Source organism: Nitrosomonas marina, assembly GCF_900110145.1.
In the GTDB taxonomy this organism is placed as follows: domain Bacteria; phylum Pseudomonadota; class Gammaproteobacteria; order Burkholderiales; family Nitrosomonadaceae; genus Nitrosomonas; species Nitrosomonas marina.
In genome coordinates this window covers 207522-224371 of record NZ_FOCP01000001.1, presented here as the reverse complement: position 1 = coordinate 224371, position 16850 = coordinate 207522, and the positions used below count along the sequence as shown (strand labels likewise).

The following is a 16850-nucleotide window of genomic DNA, read 5'->3' as shown; positions in this document are numbered from 1 at the left end:
TTTGAAGAGGTTAGATGTGGAGACAGCGGTAAAAAACGCAGCTAAGCCAGCAACTGCCAGAGAAAAGACTAAAACTGCGACAAACCGTCAGCGAACACAGGCGCAGCAACAGCGTGCGGTGGCCGATATTCTGCGCACATCCCGCTGCATACAAACCAAACTTCGAATCGGACAGCCAAACGATCAGTTCGAGAAAGAGGCTGATCGTATCGCCGATCAGTTTGTCAACCACGCTGTTACGGCAGATGAAAGCTCCGTTCAGGCAGTTGCGCCTGTTATTGAAAACGATATATCGGCAGGTAAATCACAGGTACAGCGTGCATGCAGTCAATGTGAGGAAGAACTGCAGCGAAAACCGGATGAAGAAGATCAGGAAATGCGTGATGAGGCGAATCTGGAACTGGCATGGGCGTCGGAATTGTTATCCGAAGGTTCATTCGGGGGAAGGCCGCTAGAAAACCGCGGTTTTTTTGAAGCGGGCTTAGGCAGCGGTTTCGGCCGAGTCCGTGTCCATACGGACAGACGGGCCGATCACATGGCCGCAAAACTTGGTGCCCGGGCGTTTACGCTTGGTTCCAACATTTATTTTGCCGATGGGGAATATCAGCCCTATTCGCGTCCCGGGAAACTGTTGATTGTCCATGAATTGGTCCATACTTTGCAGCAGCAAGGTAGCAGACTGTTGATTCAGCGGGCTTGTGGTGATGCGGGGTGTGCCGCTGCCGACCCCGATACGCCAGACTGCCCTGATCCCGAAGATTTCTTACTTGATCCCACACTTGAGAATGTGCGCCAGTCGGTTTTTGACGGGCCGGGACGCTTGCAGATCGTAGAACGCGGAGACAGCGGCGCCGCTGTTGAACTGATTCAGCGGTTGCTGTTGAACGCCAACTGCTCAGGCTTCGATCGTGCAAATGTGCGCGGCGAGATGACTACACAGACTTTCGGTCGCTACACAGATGCCGCTGTTGAGCAGTTTCAGCGTAGTCATACCGATGCCAATGGTGAGCCACTGGTGGTCGATGGTGATGTCGGACCGGCCACACTCAGCGCGATGGATGTGATTTTGCAACTGGATTCGGTCAATCCGGCAGCCGATCCCGAAGAAGTCGGACAGTGTTATGGTGAAGCCGAAGAAGGTCCGGGAGAAGCCAGAGCAGTACCAGCAACCGAGGTGTTGCCATTATTTCCTTTTTTTCCGGCGTTCAAATCCTGGGAATTGCAGAATTTCGACATTGACGCGTCATTTGTTAAAACCGAGCACCGGCGGTTTATCCGCGATACGATTCTTCCTGCAGTACGCGATGCTGAGGCGGATTTTCCCGATGCTGCTGGCATGCATATCCGTCTGGTTGGAGAGGCCAGCACAACTGCCAGCGACACTTATAATCTGGGATTGTCCGCAAGACGAACGCATTGCGTACGCGAAACACTAATTGATGAAGGAATTCGCGCTGAAGATATTCTTGATCATTCCGCCTCCGCGCTGGGTGAGCGAATCGCGCAGCTGCGCCGTGCTGCAGCTGGTTTGCCGGTCGACAATGTGGAAGATCGCAAGGCGCGCAAGGTAACAGTGATTCTCGACTTGAGCGCTGACGAGAATGGCGATGAGGATTGCGGCGATGCCGATAAAACGCTCGCCTCCACAGCGTACCGCGCCAAAATTGCGTGCGCGGGCAGTATGGCCATGCGAGTGAATATTGGCAATTTCGGCAATCCGGGACAGCCTGTATTTCGGGAATTTATCTGGCAACAGCAACTGCCTACACTGGATGGCTGTTTCTTTCGTCTGGATAATCTGCCGGATGAATTCATACCGGTACGAACGCCCGAAGAGATTCAACTGGCTGCAACAAACCCGACGGCAACGGGTAGCCATTCAGATTTTCAGGGTGTTGTGCTGCTAATGTCGGACAGTGGTGGCAATGCTTTGCGCAAAGCCAGCACAACGGCGTTGCCTGCTTATCTGATAGGTCTGCGCGGTGACTGGAGCAACGCCGGTTGCCTGCCGGACCATGAAGCAGTGCCTGGCGTCATGCGCCCGATCGGACCGGTAAAATGCGGCGTGGTTCCGGCGCCACCCGTGAGTGAAAACTGTTACCCTTCGGACACCGAGGAAGATTGTCCCGATGAGGTGCGTCAGGCCGCCGCACGGGAATATGTCGCCACCATGGTGCGCATATCCGGCGATCCTGTCGAAGCGATCAAGCAAATCAAACGTATTGCCAAATTTGCAGCGGTTCTCGAATGGGTGCTGGATTTTTTTGGTATCGAAGCGTTGCTGGGGGGGGGCGCAATCGTAATTGGCAGCCAGGACCTGGACCAGCCCATACTGCGCCCCTTTCTTTTTCTTGGCGGTGGAATCGGCGGCGCGGCGGAAGCACCCATAGGTGGTAATCTGCTGGTCAGCCGTCCCTTTACACTGGAAATCCCGAAACAGCTGGAAACTGACGAGGCAGGTCTGTTATTGAATGGCTCCGATTTTTCCGGTTGGGCCAGTATTACGATTATAGGCGGCACCAACCGCGAAGAATTGACAATCAATGGTGACGGATTCAGCAAAACAGTACCGATGTGGGGGCTTCCTTGTGATGGCGGAGCTACCAGAACGGCACGCGGCAGGCTGTTTTCCGTGGCTAACGCCCGCTGTTTGGCACTTGAAGCATTGCCGCCGCCACCGGAGCGTGAGTGTGAAGATGAATGCTCGGAAAATTTGCGTTTGTCCGGTTTTGAAGACTTTACGATTAAAGTTGGCAGGGCATCGTATTCCGCACTGCCGGGCATGGCACAGCGAATTGCCGATACCATGGGCGGTTGTGGCGCTACAATGGCTTTTATCAATGTCGGCACACGGTCGGAAGATGAAGATGATACAACGGTTTTCCGCAAGTTTGCTTTCGTCGGGCTCAATACCAATTGTGCGTTTACTGTGGTGCGAGGTTCCGAGGACCGAAGCTATACGCTGGAGCGGCAACTGGCGCATGGCGATGCTAATGACCGGTTTTCGCTGTCGGATTTTGCCGGGACGGCTACTGTCGACACGGGCGGCCTGTTGTCGATTATTGATCTGCCATTGACTCAGTTCAATCTGCCAGGCACGTATGCGGCTGAATGCGAAGGTGGTTCCATCAACGGTATGTTGATACCAATCAGCCCGGTCGAATGCGGCAATATACCTGCGCCACCGCATATTACCGTGCCCGACCCCACTGACGTCGACCGGTGCAACCGCTTCAAGGCCGACAATGCTGTGATAGTGGATTTCCATGTGGAAAAACTCAGGAGCGGTGATTACAACGATGTGCTGGATACAATCTCGTCCGGACCGACACTGCGTTATCCTGAATACCGTACATTGTTCTTGCAAATCGGCGATACGGTTCCAAATGCAGTTTTTGTTGGTAAAACCATTGCCAACGAACCGGTAGTAACTTTTATCGATATGGAAATTTTACGCGGCGAGCGTTTGCCCTCAGGCGCATATGTGTTCCATATCAATGTCCTGAAAAAACCCTGCAGTTTCAATGCCCGCGGGGAACCGGTCCTGTTGTTGCCGGATAACTGCAGGGAGGGCATGATAGATACGGGGCAGGGAATTATTTTTCCTGTCTTTCAAAGGCCTGCTCAGAACCCCGGTGAGGATGTTGAACCGGCAGGCGATGTTGACGAAGCAAATATCGCAGGCGGCCGTTTAGGGTAGACAAATACGAAGTTTGCTCATTAACTGCATGCCTGTCATTGGAACAGACATTTGGAGTGGCGCATATGGAAATGATGATGCGAAAGAAATCCGTGCCGACGGCAATATTCGGAAAGACACCGGGTAGACAATCGGTTCAGTGCGTGCATAGAGGGCAGTCGACTATTGTGCAGTCGTTTCTTCATGACCGGAGAATTCAACCCAAGATTGGTATGACCAGACCGGAGGACCAATCAGAGCGGGAAGCGGACCGGGTGGCTGAACAGGTCGTTTCAAGCGGCGCAGCGGGTATGAATTGCCAGAATGTGCGTCGTCTCCAAAACGGTGCGCGCAGCATACAGCGCATGTGCGAGGAATGTGAGGAGGAAATGCAGCTTAAACCGGACACGGGAACAACTGGCGACACAGCAGCAAGATTGAGTGGCAATATGCTGCCTGAATCGGGAACGGGTAAACAACTGTCCGCTGAACGGCGTAATTTTTTTGAATCGCGCATGGGTCATCGTTTCGACGATGTACGTGTTCACACCGGCAAAAGCGCTGTCAGACTGGCAAGTGCTGTCAACGCACGTGCGTATACCCTGGGACCGAATATTGTGTTCAACGAAGGACAGTACAGACCGGGTACACGAGATGGTGATAAATTACTCGCACATGAGTTGACACACGTTATCCAGCAAAGAAAATTGCCAGGCGAACCGGTGCAGCGCAGCTGTTTTGATGGTAACTGCGAGGATTGCGCCGGTGGAATTCATGATTTATGGGTGACAGTGTTTTTTGCGCGCCGCGCAAACCGGGCAACCATGCAGCATTTGCGCACCGCTATCGATGGCGCAAAAAACATTTTGCGCAACTGCTGCATCAACCTCAAATTTGACTTCAACTGGACGCTGATTCCCAATGCTTCGACTATTGAAACGGCCAGCAGGCATCCGCGGCCGGCCGGTAGCGCCCTTGGTTTACGTGATGTGCCGGAACCGCAGGAAACAATCGGTGAAAGCGATCTCATTGCCGGTGCCAGAGGAATTCCGTTACTGGTCGTCGACGAAGTCGAAGGAACTGGCGGTGGAACAACGATTCTTGGTGGACAGGATGATCGCGGCAACGACTATGATGTTGAATATACGGGGCCCTCGATGTTCTTTATCGCGGTCAATCAGCCTAACCCCAATGGCAACTGTAACCATATCGCGCATGAAATATGGCATATCGCCGGTGCGTTGCGTCACGTTGCTGCTGAAGGCGGTCTTACTGCCTGTACCAATAATAATGTTTCAGAAACTTACTGTAATGCAGTGCGCGGTCTCGTTTGACTCAGCCGGCAATCAAGGCCTGAGTTAGAAGAGTGTCGATGAAATCGAAGCTGAAACAACGTCAGATTTCGCTTGGTTTTGACGTAAAACAGCGTGTGTCCATGTTATATTTCTTGATCAATTTTCCGATGGCCCTGCGCTCCTTGCCGGCGATAACTGCCGCTTTCGTAATGTTTCCATCGGTAATGTTGAGAATTTTTGAAAGATAATCCTGCTCAAAGTTTTGTATCACGATAGATTTTGCTTCCTGAAACTTGAGTTCGGCAGTACCTTCTTGATGTGCCAGTTTACTTAAATCTTCAAACTCCTGCATGTGCTGCTGATCAAGGGCAATGTTTATGACCGGATCGTCCGATAACAGGCATGCGCGCAATATCACATTCTCCAGTTCGCGGATATTGCCGGGCCAGGGCTGTTTCATCAGGGTATTGATCGATTCTTTCGAAAGTTTCCTGGGTGACAGTCCATATTGCCTGGAGTAGTCCGATAGCAGTTTTTTTGCAATGATGGGGATGTCTATTGTTCTTTCGCGTAATGCAGGCAGATTGATATTCAGTACATTCAGTCTAAAGTATAAGTCTTCGCGAAACAGATGATGACTGATATTGTTCAGCAAGTCGGCGTTTGTGGCTGCCACTATCCTCAGGTTGGATGTGCAAGTTCGGCTGCATCCGACAGGCCTGTATTCTTTTGTCTGCAGAAAACGCAGTAATGCCACCTGTGCTTTTGGAGACAGGCAGTCTACCTCGTCCAGAAACAGCGTACCGTTGTTTGCAATACTGACTAATCCTTCCTGACGGGTTTTTGCATCGGTAAAAGCGCCTTTTTCATGCCCGAATAATTCGGATTCAAACAGGTTGTCCTGAATGGCGCCACAGTTCAGCGGTACAAAGTTGTGATTACGACGGTCGCTGAGATGATGTATCGACCGGGCGACATTCTCTTTGCCCGTTCCGGTTTCGCCTTCAATGAGCACCGGCGCGTCGTATTGTGCGATACGCCTGATCAACGCAAGCATTCGTGTAAAAACCGGAGAACGTCCGATCAGATTTAATGATGCGAAATCATCGAACACTTTTCTCTCAAAAATCGAGTTATATTGTTTATGACGTGAACGGTATCGTTTTATTCGCAGGTCTAACTCCTGTTGTTCAAATGGCCAGAACAACAGGTCATCAAAATGTGAAAAAAATGTATCGCAGTTTGTTACTGGCAAAGTGTACGAAAGACACAGATTGGTTGACAGACAATTGCGCTTGATGATTTCGGTGGCAATCTGACGGATATGCTGGCTGCATGTGCTTGGGTCGTCGAATACAAACACATTGACATCGGTCTGATCAGAGGTCAACCTCTGAATGAGGCGGCTGTCCTTGAGTTTGATAACGTTGTAATCGGTCTGCGATAAAACTGAAAAAAAGGAGCTTTGGAGAGGACTTTTTTTTTCAAATGAGATGATATTCAAATTATCCATAAAGATCCTTTTAGCCCAGCACAATTATAATTGGTTACGGGCAATATCAACTTACATCGATTACGATTCATTTGTGCTATCGCAACAGGTTCAGGCATATCTGTGAATGTTCGATACCAAGACACTCTTGAATGAGAATGCCAGTCTGCTGATTCAATCAGCTTCGAAACAAAATCCTGCTTCCCAAACCTTACTCAACCATATCGAGTATCTGCAATACTGTCAATATTGCAAGATGTGCGGCGAGCGTCATCATGGATAAGATTTGACGCGGTATACATAAAAAATTTTTCCGACGATCATGCGGGCGACGGCGATTCTTGTAATTACGAAAGAAATCGGCTGGAATCAAATGCATCAATGATAGTGACGGTATTCACCGACGCGCTTACCGCTGTCCAATGAAAACGTTGGGAGGATTAATGGGAAGATCGGACGGGACCAAACAAAAGGGACACGCATTATTGAGCAGATCTGCCGGACATGCCGGCTGATCGCTTTTCAACGGTTCGCTACATTACTCTGCAAAAAGTGCTCTGACTTTTTCTTCCAATGGGGGTCTCATGCCAGCTTTACGGCCGGCTTCAATTGCTTCTTCCATGTCGGTGCCCTGACTGATGAGATAGCTTGCCCAGATAGCTCCCGCACGGTTACCGGACCCGCAGTGTACCAGTACCGGTTTGGGTGATTTCTTCATGGCTTCCGTAAATGTTGCTATGTGCTCTTTACTGATATTTGCGACCGTCATGGGTATGTTGACATAAACCATGGCAGCACCCTCGACCAGCGCTTTTTCTTCGCGAGTACCTTCAGTGGCAGTGCGCATGTCAATCACGGTTTTGAAACCATGTGCCGCCAGTACGGGTGCGCCGCCATCGCCGATTAGTCCGGATGTGGCGACTTGTGGTGCTGCACGATTGTAGTTTTGGACAGTTTCGACCTGATGGCCAAAAGGAATCCGCCCGGCGTATGCTGTAACGGAAAGCAGTGTAATCATTGACAAAATGATTATAAAAGCATGTTTCATAATAAGCCTCGTTTTATTGTAATTGAATCGTGTGCATCGTTGAAAAATGGATGATAAGTCAATTCCTGCCACCTTTGTAGTATTATAACCCGAGCCTCCTGGTGCACAGGCAAATGCCGTTAAGCATATGTTATGCCAGAATTCTGACTGCGCGGCCACAGGGGCAATTGATCTGCAGTACATCGATATGCTCTGCCGCCGTACTACGCTGACAGGTGTCAGTGTCCGATTTATCCGGTATCAATGACCGCCGTGGCCACCATTTTCATCGTCATGTGATTCATGATCATGTTTGATCTTGATCGAGTTGAGCTGTTTTAACTGCGTCTCGGTCAATACGGTATGTACTGCGTTGCGCTCCTTGATGTGATGTTCAATCATATCGTTAAAAGCTTTTGTTACCGCTTTGCCAAGATCGCGCAGTTCGGCATCGCTCGTGCCGGGCTTCAGGCTTGCTTTCTTGAATGCTTTCATACTGTCCTGCAATGCATCTTTGACTTTTTTGTGCAATTTTTTATGTTTCAGATGCAGGCGGGTTATTTTACCGAGCTGTTCATCGGTCAGTTTCAGCTTGTCGGCATGTGGAATAATCAGGTGCGCGTAATCGTGCATATGTTTTTTCATGCCGCCTTTTTTGCCGCCATGCTTGTCGTCTTTTTTGCTGTTATGATCATTGTCGTGACTGTCTTTGCCGTGGCCTTCGACATCCTTTTTGTTACTGGCGTGTTTCGTCTCCTTGTCATGACCGTGATGGTTTGCTTCCGCAAGCAGAAAACGGTTATGGTTTTCCTGAAGTAAAGCAGCATCTTGGCTGGCGGATACAAGTGAAGCCGGGCCGGACAAAATGAAAAATGCGAAGCAGGACAGCGTGATTACAAGCGGATTTCTGTAGAGCATCGTATGGTTCTCCTCTAAATCGGGATAAATATATTCGGGTGCCAGCAATTTATATAAATTATTGCTGTCATTCATAATAAACGTTTGTTGAATATATTTTCAATGGTTTTGCATGGATTCATACAAGGGAGCAACATCATCAATAATCTTTTGAAACTGTGCCGGCTGTTTACAATATTCATGCTGTGCTATTGCCTGTCGGTGCTGCTATCTGTTCAACCGCTGTATGCCGCAAACGAACAGCAGCAGGCACAGCTGACCATTAACGATAATGTGCTTGAGGTATTCGTGCGAGAAGGCTGTCCCCACTGCTCGAAAGCGAAAGCATTCCTTGAAAAACTTCAAGCAGACCGTCCCTGGCTGAAAATTGTTTACTACTGGGTGGACCGCGATTCCGAAGCGCTCGACAGACTGTTGCGTTATTCGCAAATGGCCGGTGCCTGGCCGCCGGGAGTGCCAACATTCCAGTTTAACGGTCAACTGACGGTAGGTTTCGATAATCCTGAAAATGCAGGCGTCTTGCTGACGGCCGTCATTGATCAGACGGCAATCGAGCAGGACCATGTGGATAAGACTCTACTGGGAACGCTACATGTAGATCGCCTGGGCCTGCCGTTATTCACGGTGGCAATTGGTCTGCTTGACGGATTTAATCCCTGTGCCATGTGGGTGCTTTTATTTTTGCTTTCGCTGCTGGTTCATCTGCAGGACCGCAAAAAAATGGCGCTGATCGCGGGTACTTTTGTACTTGCCAGCGGCGCCGTTTACTATGCATTCATGGCGACCTGGCTGAATATTTTTCTCCTGGTCGGCTTTTCGGCCGCCTTGCGATGGACACTGGGCGGTATTGCACTTGCTATCGGCGGGTTCAATGTTAAAGATTCTTTTGTCTGGCGACAGGGTTTTTCCTTGTCGATACCGGACGCCGCAAAACCGGGGTTGTACACACGCATGAGAGCGGTGCTCGCAGCAGACAGGCTGGTGCTTTCCATGACGGGCGTTGCGGCGCTGGCTGTGCTGGTTAATTTCATCGAATTGCTATGTACCGCGGGCTTTCCGGCCGTGTATACCGCCATACTGGCGCAACAGGGGCTGGACACAACCGGCTATTACGCGTATCTGGGACTTTATATCCTGGCCTATCTGGCGGATGATGCGCTTATGGTCACGGTAGCGGTTATCGCCCTGAGCAACCGCAAATTGACAGAACAGGCTGGTCGCCGGTTGAAACTGATCAGCGGCGTCGTTATGCTGGGGCTGGGTTGCGTCTTGATTGCGAAACCCGATTTGCTGATGTAGCCTGTATCTATACGATCTTTTGATTTCACTGATATTTTAATAGCCTGCGATGAATCAAAACAGTCCCTGGCATTGCCTGTCGGCCGAGAAGGCGGCGCAATCGCTTGAAACCGATCTGACCGGCGGCGTAACTGCCGACAATGCAGCCGAACGCCTGAAAATACATGGGCCAAACCGCATCCAGCGCGGCGCAAAACGAACCCCACTGTATATTTTTGCGGCTCAGTTTGCAGATTTCATGATTCTGGTATTGGTGGTTGCTGCGATCGTATCAGGTGTGGTTGGTGAACTGCGCGATTCAATAGCCATTGTTGTCATCGTCATTCTGAATGCCATTATAGGCACCGTGCAGGAGTATCGTGCGCAACGGGCGATTGCCGCGCTGCAGAAAATGGCCGCGCCGGAGGCGACTGTTATTCGTGGTGGAAAAACTGAAACCATTTCTGCAGACCGGCTGGTTCCTGGCGATCTGGTGTTGCTGGAAGCCGGCAACGTGGTGCCGGCCGATCTGCGTTTATCTGACGCCAGCCAGTTGCAGGTCGATGAATCCGCGCTGACCGGCGAATCGCATGCGGTATCAAAACAGCCCGATGTGCTTGAAGAGCCTGACCTGACGTTGGGAGACAGGTGGAATATGGCGTTTAACGGCACCATGGTGACGCGTGGTCATGGTAAGGGGATTGTGGTCGCCACCGGCATGGACAGTGAAATGGGCCATATCGCGGCAATGCTTAAAAAAGAAGAGAGCGCCAGAACGCCGCTTCAGATTCGTCTGGCCCGTTTCGGCAGGCATCTGGCGGTGGCTATACTGATTGTCTGTATCTTTATTTTTGCCGCCGGACTGTTGCAGGACCAGCCTGTGCTGCTGATGTTTCTCACCGCTGTCAGCCTTGCAGTCGCTGCGATACCCGAAGCCTTGCCTGCGGTCGTGACAATATCGCTGGCGCTTGGTGCACGCAAATTAAGCCGCCGGAATGCGCTGGTGCGCCGGCTTCCGGCCGTGGAAACCCTAGGTTCGGTCACGTACATCTGCTCGGACAAAACCGGTACGCTGACGCAAAACCGCATGCGTGTGGAAGCGCTGTTCGCCGATGATCGACGAGTAGAAAAGCTGCCTGACGCGAATGACGGCAGCAGACTCTGGCAACGGCTTGGGCAGACGCTGGCGCTCAATAACACCGTGACCGGCGATCCTGAAAATACGGGAGAATCCGGCGAGGCATCGGTGACCGGCGATCCGACCGAAGTGGCGCTGTACCAGGCTGCGCAGCAGGCCGGTTTTGACAAGGCTGCGTTGCTAAAGCAGCTGCCGCAGGTGGCAGAGCTGGCTTTTGATGAAGACCGTAAATGCATGACAACCCTGCATCAGAGTGATGCCGGTATCGTGGCGTTCACCAAGGGTGCACCCGAAGCCGTACTCGATATGTGCAGCGATGTACTCGGTGGCGCAGGCAATCGTGATCTGGATCAGAACCGGGTGCAGGAACAGGCGGAAGCGTTAGCAGCGGAAGGTTTCCGTGTGCTGGCTGTAGCCTGCCGAGAATTTTCCGAGTTGCCCGAGGACCGCTCGCCCGATACGATAGAAACCGGACTGACTTTTCTGGGACTGGTGGCGATGATGGACCCGCCGCGCGAGGAAGCGGCGCAGGCTGTTGCGGATTGTTTGGCTGCAGGAATTGTGCCGGTGATGATCACGGGTGATCATCCGGCAACGGCCCGCAGTATCGCGCGCCGGCTCGGTATCGCGGACGAGCACGATCGCGTCATGACCGGGCGGGAACTGAAGAAACTGTCAGACGAAGAATTTGACGAACAGGCGCGCGACCTGCGTATCTATGCGCGCGTGAATCCCAAGCAAAAAATCCGTATTGTCAAAGCACTGCAGGAGCAGGGCGAGTTCGTCGCGATGACCGGCGACGGCGTCAACGATGCGCCCGCGTTGAAACGCGCCGGTATCGGTGTGGCCATGGGCAAAAAAGGCACCGATGTTGCCCGCGAAGCGGCCGATATGGTGCTGCTCGACGACAACTTCGCTACCATCGTTTCGGCAATCAGGGAAGGGCGGCGGATTTTCGATGATATCCGCAAATTCATCAAATACACCATGACCAGCAACTCCGGTGAGATCTGGACACTGGTGCTGGCAATGCTGCTGGGTTTGCCGTTGCCGCTGTTGCCGATTCATATCCTTTGGATCAATCTCGTTACCGACGGTCTGCCCGGCCTGGCACTGGCATCGGAACCCGCGGAACGTAAGGTGATGCAGCGGGACCCGCGTTCGCCGCAGGAAAATATTTTCGCGCACGGCATGTGGCAGCATATCGTCTTCATCGGTATCCTGATTGGCGTACTATCCATCGGTGCGCAGATCTGGGCCATCGACCGGCAAATCGAACACTGGCAAACGATCGTCTTTACCACGCTGACATTTGCCCAGTTGTTCCATGTCATGGCGATCCGGTCGGAGCGCGATTCATTGTTCAGCATCGGCCTGTTCAGCAATCCGCAACTGATCGGCGCAGTCGTGTTGACCGTAGTGCTGCAGCTGGCTGTTATTTACACGCCATTCCTGAACGACATCTTCAAAACCGCGCCACTGCCGCTTGATGATCTGATGCTATGCGTGCTGCTTGCATCGGTTGTATTTGCAGTGGTGGAGATTGAGAAATGGATGGTGCGAGGCGGGTGGTTGTATGATAATCGGGTGTAGGAAACAAATGACTTGGGCATTGTGTTTGTCTTTTGTAACCTTTTGCCGACGCCTTAACAATGCAGGAAGTGAAATGAAGATCTGTATCGTTGGAATTTCCGGTAAATTGGGACAATACATGCTCCAATATTGTTTGGAACGAGGCTATGATGTTGTTGGAGTATGTAGACATCAGAGTGTTGAAAAGCTCGCTGCATATAAGGGAAGAATCAAAATCATTCCAGGGTTTACGAATGATCGAGAGGTGATAAAAAAGGCTGTTGAAGGTTGCGATGGTGTTCTCACGGTTCTTGTTCCTTGGGGTGTCGACAACTATTCTTCGGGGACCGCTAAGGCAGTACTGGATTTGACAGATCCTGCAACTCGTCTTGTCTTTTCATGCGGATGGCATATTTCAAAAGATGGACAAGACGCCTACTCCAGGTGGTTTCTTCTGCTTTTAAAAGTTGGTGGCAGGGCTGCGCGGATGCTCCGGCTCTTTGATATCAACGATCAAGTCGAAGCCTGTCGAATGATATTTTCTAGCGAAAGAAACTGGACAGTGGTTCGAGGTAGTGATTTGGAAGAAGGAGAGAGCGAAGGCCTCCCGGTATGGAGCAAACATGTTGGGGATTTTGTACTGAGAAGCAACCACACACGTCGAAGAGATTTTGCACAGTTCATGGTTCACGCTCTGACTGACGATACGCTGATACATGAGGCTCCAGCGATTGTCAGTTGTCAATCACGTTCTGCCTCGGTGTATTCTTCGCAAAGTGGAGCCTGAAGGAAAGATGAAATTAGCATCAAGTTTGTTTTATTAACAATAAATCTATAATTTTTTCTTGTTTGTTTCCCCACCCGCTTTTGATTGGTGTCATATACCAGAGGCCCGATTGATATTTGGTAGAATTAATACATAAGGTTTTGGGTAAATTAATCAATTGACCTGATCGTTCACCGCTAGATCTGTTTTTTATGCCAGTCCTAAATTACTTACCATCGTGTTACTGCCAGACGAATCTGCTTTTCTGTTTCAATAATGGCAAAGAGCGCCGCACCTATGCCGATGATAAGCATACCGTCCCAGAAGGGAATGGGGCGAGTGGCAAAAATGGATTGCAGTATCGGCTGATAGGTAATGCCAAATTGCGCGATAGAAATCACAATCACCACTATCCACACGACTTTTGTGCCGCGAACTGCTGTCCATGTCAATGACGTACCGTAGATGTTACGTATAAAGAACAGGTGGAAAATTTCCATCACCACTATCGTATTAAGCACGATGGTGCGTGCAAGCTCGACAGAATAACCGCGATCAATGGCGTAATAGTAAACACCGTAGACACCAAAAAGAAAAAGTATTGTAACTAGCACGATATGCCATATTAACTCACCGTTTAGCAACGGTTCATGACGTGGGCGCGGGGGGCGGCGCATGGTATTTTCTTCCGTTGGCTCAAAAGCAAGTGCAATGCCCAGCGTTGCGGCGGTAATGAGGTTAATCCATAAAATCTGAATTGGCGTAATAGGTAAGGTAAGTCCCGCAAGCAACGCCACGATAATCGCCATTGCTTCGCCTGTGCTGGTGGGTAGTGTCCAGCTGATGACTTTCTTGATATTGTCATAGACGGTGCGGCCTTCCCGTACGGCGGCGGCAATAGAAGCAAAATTATCATCCGCTAGAACTAATTCCGCCGCTTCCTTGGCGGCCTCGCTGCCTTTTTTTCCCATTGCGATGCCAGCATCTGCGCGTTTTAAAGCAGGGGCATCATTAACTCCGTCACCGGTCATGGCTACCGTCATACCTTGCGATTGCAGCGCCATAACAAGTCGCAGTTTATGTTCCGGGCTCGTACGGGCAAAAATGTCGCAGTTCTGCACCTCTTCACGCAATTCGGCATTATTCATGCCATCAAGATCGGCTCCAGTCAATACTTGGTCCGGGTTTCGCAAGCCAATCTGTTTGCCGATGGCCATTGCAGTCTTTGCGTGATCGCCGGTAATCATCTTCACCCGAATGCCTGCGTCATGACATTCTCTTACCGCAGTAATTGCTTCCGTGCGTGGTGGATCGATCATCCCCACCATGCCAAGCAGCGTAAGCGATTGATTCAAATCTTCATGTTCCAGCACAGTATGCCCGGGCCTAACTGATTTTACAGCAAAGGCTAATACACGCTGTCCGAGGGCCGCTTGTGTTTCCACCCGTTTGCTCCAGTAATCAGCATGAAGCGGTTCCGTTTTTCCGTCCATGCTCCGTTGGTCGCAGCACATCGCAAGTATTTGCTCAGGTGCTCCTTTGACAAACACGAAAGCGTGATGCTCATGGTCATGATTGAGCGTTGCCATAAAGCGATGCTTGGTATCAAAGGGAATGATATCGGTTCGTGACCATACCGCCTGCTCTCTGCGGGTATTCACGTCGATTTTCCCGGCGAAGGTTAGCAGCGCACCTTCCATTGGGTCGCCCTCTATCTTCCATACCCCTTCATGTTCATGTAAATGAGCGTCGTTGCATAACGCGGCGGCACGAGCAAGTTCTTCAAGTACGGCATGATCGGAAGGCGAGATTTGTGTATTTTCCAACTTGAGTGCGCCATTTGGCGTGTAACCATCGCCTTCCAGAGTAAACAGGTGAGGACCGCTAAGAACCGATACCACCATCATTTCGTTGCGAGTAAGGGTACCGGTTTTATCCGTGCAGATGACGGATACGGAGCCTAATGTTTCGATCGCTGGTAAGCGGCGTACAATAGCATTACGCTGCGCCATAGCCTGCACACCAACCGACAATGTAATCGTCAGCACAGCAGGAAGTCCTTCCGGAATCGCTGCTACAGACAATCCTACAACGGACATAAACATTTCCGCGAAATCATGGTGGCCGACAAAATAACCATAGGCCAGCAGCAGGGCGGCAATTAACAGAATCAGGATCGTCAGCCATTTTGCAAAAACTTCCATCTGCTGCACTAATGGCGTGGTGAGCATCTTTACTTCGGAAAGCAGTCCACTGATGCGTCCGACTTCAGTGGCAGCGCCTGTGGAGACTACTACACCTTTTCCCTGACCAGATGTTACAAGTGTGCCGGAAAAGGCCATACAGGAACGGTCACCCAGCGGGACGTTTTCTGCAACTGGTTTGATGTGTTTTTCTACAGGAATGGACTCTCCTGTTAAAATTGACTCCTGTACCGACAAACCGTGTGCGATCAACAGGCGTAAATCAGCTGGTACCTTATCTCCGGCATCCAATAGTACAATATCGCCAGGCACGAGCTTTTCCCCATCTATGCTTCTTCGCTGACCATCACGTAACACACTGGCACTCGGAGCCAACATGTGGCGGATAGCCTCCATGGCTTTTTCAGCTTTGCCTTCCTGAATAAAGCCAATAACAGCATTTGCAATTACAACCGCCAGAATAACAATTGTGTCCAGCCAATGATCCAATACTGCCGTGATAACAGCGGAACCGAGAAGAACATAAATCAGAATATTATGAAACTGAAACAAGAAGCGCGTAAGGATATTTGGGCGAGCCGCTTCTGGAAGGTGATTAGGGCCGTAGCTATTCAGTCGCTTTTCTGCTTCATCCTGGCTTAGTCCCGTGACTACTGTTTCCAGTGCGCCAAGCGTTTTCTCGGAGGGTTGGTTATGCCAGGCTAATTTTATTTTTTCTGTTTGATCATCCGGCATGACAAATATCGATCATTATTCATTTTTCAAGAAAGCTAAAAGCCTTACCTGCCCACTTATATTTTATAGTAATCTGTCAATCAGCGTGCAAAACTATCTAGGGTTGAGTGGAGCGGAGTGTTGAAAAATGTCTGCTCTGAAATAATAAACTACCGGTATTTCGCCGAAGAACTATGAAGTGATAGAGAAGGATAAATTAGCATCAAATCTGTTTGCCAATAATAAATTTTTGATGTTTTCTTGTTTGTTTCCCACCTGCTTTTGATCGGTGTCATATACAAGATGCCCGATTGACACTTGGAAGAATTGATGCATAAGGTCATGACTCAATTAAAAAATAGACTTGACCATTTTTTCATATTCTCCCAAAAAACGGCAATGTAATGTTACCACCTAACGATCTGCTCTCCAGATCATGCGAGATATCACAGTCCGGGAAAACTGCCCGGAGAAATATCCATAACAAATGCAACAACCGATTTCGTCCAATAAATGATTAGATCGCAACGCGTTCCGCGCGCGATCTAAATCCTATTCGCTCTACCGCATTATTAAGTGATGTAGCTTTTTGACTATATACCACGCTACAGCGATGCCGGGAAGGCTACAAGATCCGCCTTTTCTTTTTCAGAATAAGTGTCAAGTCTGTTTTTTAATAGTAGACCTAATATGTGTTCTTGATTGTTTCTCACCTGCTTTTGAACCGTGTTTCATATATGAGATGCCGGATTTACTCTTGACAGAAG

General features: G+C 50.2%; 9 protein-coding genes. 5 read left to right on the top strand and 4 right to left on the bottom strand.

The window, feature by feature from the left end:
- Position 1 precedes the first annotated feature (1 nt).
- Together BMX44_RS01020 and BMX44_RS01015 are read left to right on the top strand one after the other, a co-directional pair.
- Complete coding sequence (locus BMX44_RS01020; RefSeq protein WP_177167628.1) at positions 2-3700, top strand: eCIS core domain-containing protein; 3699 nt, start codon at positions 2-4, stop codon at positions 3698-3700.
- 38 nt (positions 3701-3738) lie between these two features.
- On the top strand, positions 3739-5013 hold the full coding sequence (locus tag BMX44_RS01015; RefSeq protein WP_143056860.1) for an eCIS core domain-containing protein: 1275 nt from the start codon (positions 3739-3741) through the stop codon (positions 5011-5013).
- 61 nt (positions 5014-5074) lie between these two features.
- Here the strand turns inward: BMX44_RS01015 and BMX44_RS01010 are convergent, their stop codons facing one another.
- The 3 genes from BMX44_RS01010 to BMX44_RS01000 form a co-directional block, all read right to left on the bottom strand.
- A complete protein-coding gene (locus BMX44_RS01010; RefSeq protein ID WP_090627101.1) occupies positions 5075-6487 on the bottom strand; it encodes a sigma-54 interaction domain-containing protein in 1413 nt (470 codons plus the stop codon).
- A gap of 517 nt (positions 6488-7004) precedes the next feature.
- Positions 7005-7514: a protein tyrosine phosphatase family protein gene (locus BMX44_RS01005; protein WP_090627259.1), complete on the bottom strand. Its 510-nt coding sequence runs from the start codon at positions 7512-7514 to the stop codon at positions 7005-7007.
- A gap of 240 nt (positions 7515-7754) precedes the next feature.
- Positions 7755-8411, bottom strand: coding sequence for a Spy/CpxP family protein refolding chaperone (locus BMX44_RS01000; RefSeq protein WP_177167627.1), 657 nt, complete (start codon positions 8409-8411; stop codon positions 7755-7757).
- A gap of 201 nt (positions 8412-8612) precedes the next feature.
- Here BMX44_RS01000 and BMX44_RS00995 point away from each other — a divergent pair, with 201 nt between their 5' ends.
- The 3 genes from BMX44_RS00995 to BMX44_RS00985 all read left to right on the top strand — a co-directional run bounded on the left by BMX44_RS00995 (position 8613) and on the right by BMX44_RS00985 (position 13186).
- Positions 8613-9710, top strand: a complete 1098-nt coding sequence (locus BMX44_RS00995) for a glutaredoxin family protein (RefSeq protein ID WP_245738775.1) — start codon at positions 8613-8615, stop codon at positions 9708-9710.
- Positions 9711-9759: 49 nt separating this feature from the next.
- Positions 9760-12420 (top strand): calcium-translocating P-type ATPase, PMCA-type, encoded by a 2661-nt coding sequence (locus tag BMX44_RS00990; RefSeq protein WP_090627098.1) that lies wholly within the window; start codon positions 9760-9762, stop codon positions 12418-12420.
- 73 nt (positions 12421-12493) lie between these two features.
- Positions 12494-13186: an NAD(P)-dependent oxidoreductase gene (locus BMX44_RS00985; protein ID WP_090627096.1), complete on the top strand. Its 693-nt coding sequence runs from the start codon at positions 12494-12496 to the stop codon at positions 13184-13186.
- Between the two features lie 209 nt (positions 13187-13395).
- On the opposite strand, the gene BMX44_RS00980 is transcribed toward BMX44_RS00985, so the two are convergent.
- Positions 13396-16104 (bottom strand): cation-transporting P-type ATPase, encoded by a 2709-nt coding sequence (locus tag BMX44_RS00980; RefSeq protein WP_090627095.1) that lies wholly within the window; start codon positions 16102-16104, stop codon positions 13396-13398.
- Between the last annotated feature and the right edge of the window lie 746 nt (positions 16105-16850).

Excerpts from the sequence above, each read along its gene's own strand:
- BMX44_RS01005 (WP_090627259.1), bottom strand. The coding sequence starts at position 7,514 with ATGAAACATGCTTTTATAATCATTTTGTCAATGATTACACTGCTTTCC.
- BMX44_RS00985 (WP_090627096.1), top strand. The coding sequence starts at position 12,494 with ATGAAGATCTGTATCGTTGGAATTTCCGGTAAATTGGGACAATACATG.
- BMX44_RS01010 (WP_090627101.1), bottom strand. The coding sequence starts at position 6,487 with ATGGATAATTTGAATATCATCTCATTTGAAAAAAAAAGTCCTCTCCAA.
- BMX44_RS01000 (WP_177167627.1), bottom strand. The coding sequence starts at position 8,411 with ATGCTCTACAGAAATCCGCTTGTAATCACGCTGTCCTGCTTCGCATTT.
- BMX44_RS00980 (WP_090627095.1), bottom strand. The coding sequence starts at position 16,104 with ATGCCGGATGATCAAACAGAAAAAATAAAATTAGCCTGGCATAACCAA.
- BMX44_RS00990 (WP_090627098.1), top strand. The coding sequence starts at position 9,760 with ATGAATCAAAACAGTCCCTGGCATTGCCTGTCGGCCGAGAAGGCGGCG.